Genomic DNA, 204 nt, shown 5'->3' with positions numbered 1-204 from the left:
CAATTTCCGATAGTGAAGCGCTTCACTTATAGAAAACGTTCGGAAATTGCACTTTTTAGTTCGTAATAGGTAATTTCATATTGCTCAATTGATCCACCGTAAGGGTCTGGAATATCTGTTTTTTCTTCGGAAATTAGTTGAATCTTATCATTCTCTTTCGGAAAAAGGCTTTTTACTTCCGCTTGATGATTTTGAGTCATTACG

At 35.3% G+C, this 204-nt stretch carries 1 protein-coding gene; it reads right to left on the bottom strand.

The window, feature by feature from the left end:
- Window positions 1-26: 26 nt before the first annotated feature.
- Window positions 27-200, bottom strand: a complete 174-nt coding sequence (locus tag FCK90_RS16060) for an arsenate reductase/protein-tyrosine-phosphatase family protein (RefSeq protein ID WP_425481721.1) — start codon at window positions 198-200, stop codon at window positions 27-29.
- Window positions 201-204: the final 4 nt, after the last annotated feature.

It is taken from the genome of Kocuria coralli, assembly GCF_008831305.1.
Taxonomy (GTDB): domain Bacteria; phylum Actinomycetota; class Actinomycetes; order Actinomycetales; family Micrococcaceae; genus Kocuria; species Kocuria coralli.
Note: the sequence above shows the minus strand (reverse complement) of the source record. Positions and strands in the feature narration are given on the sequence as shown.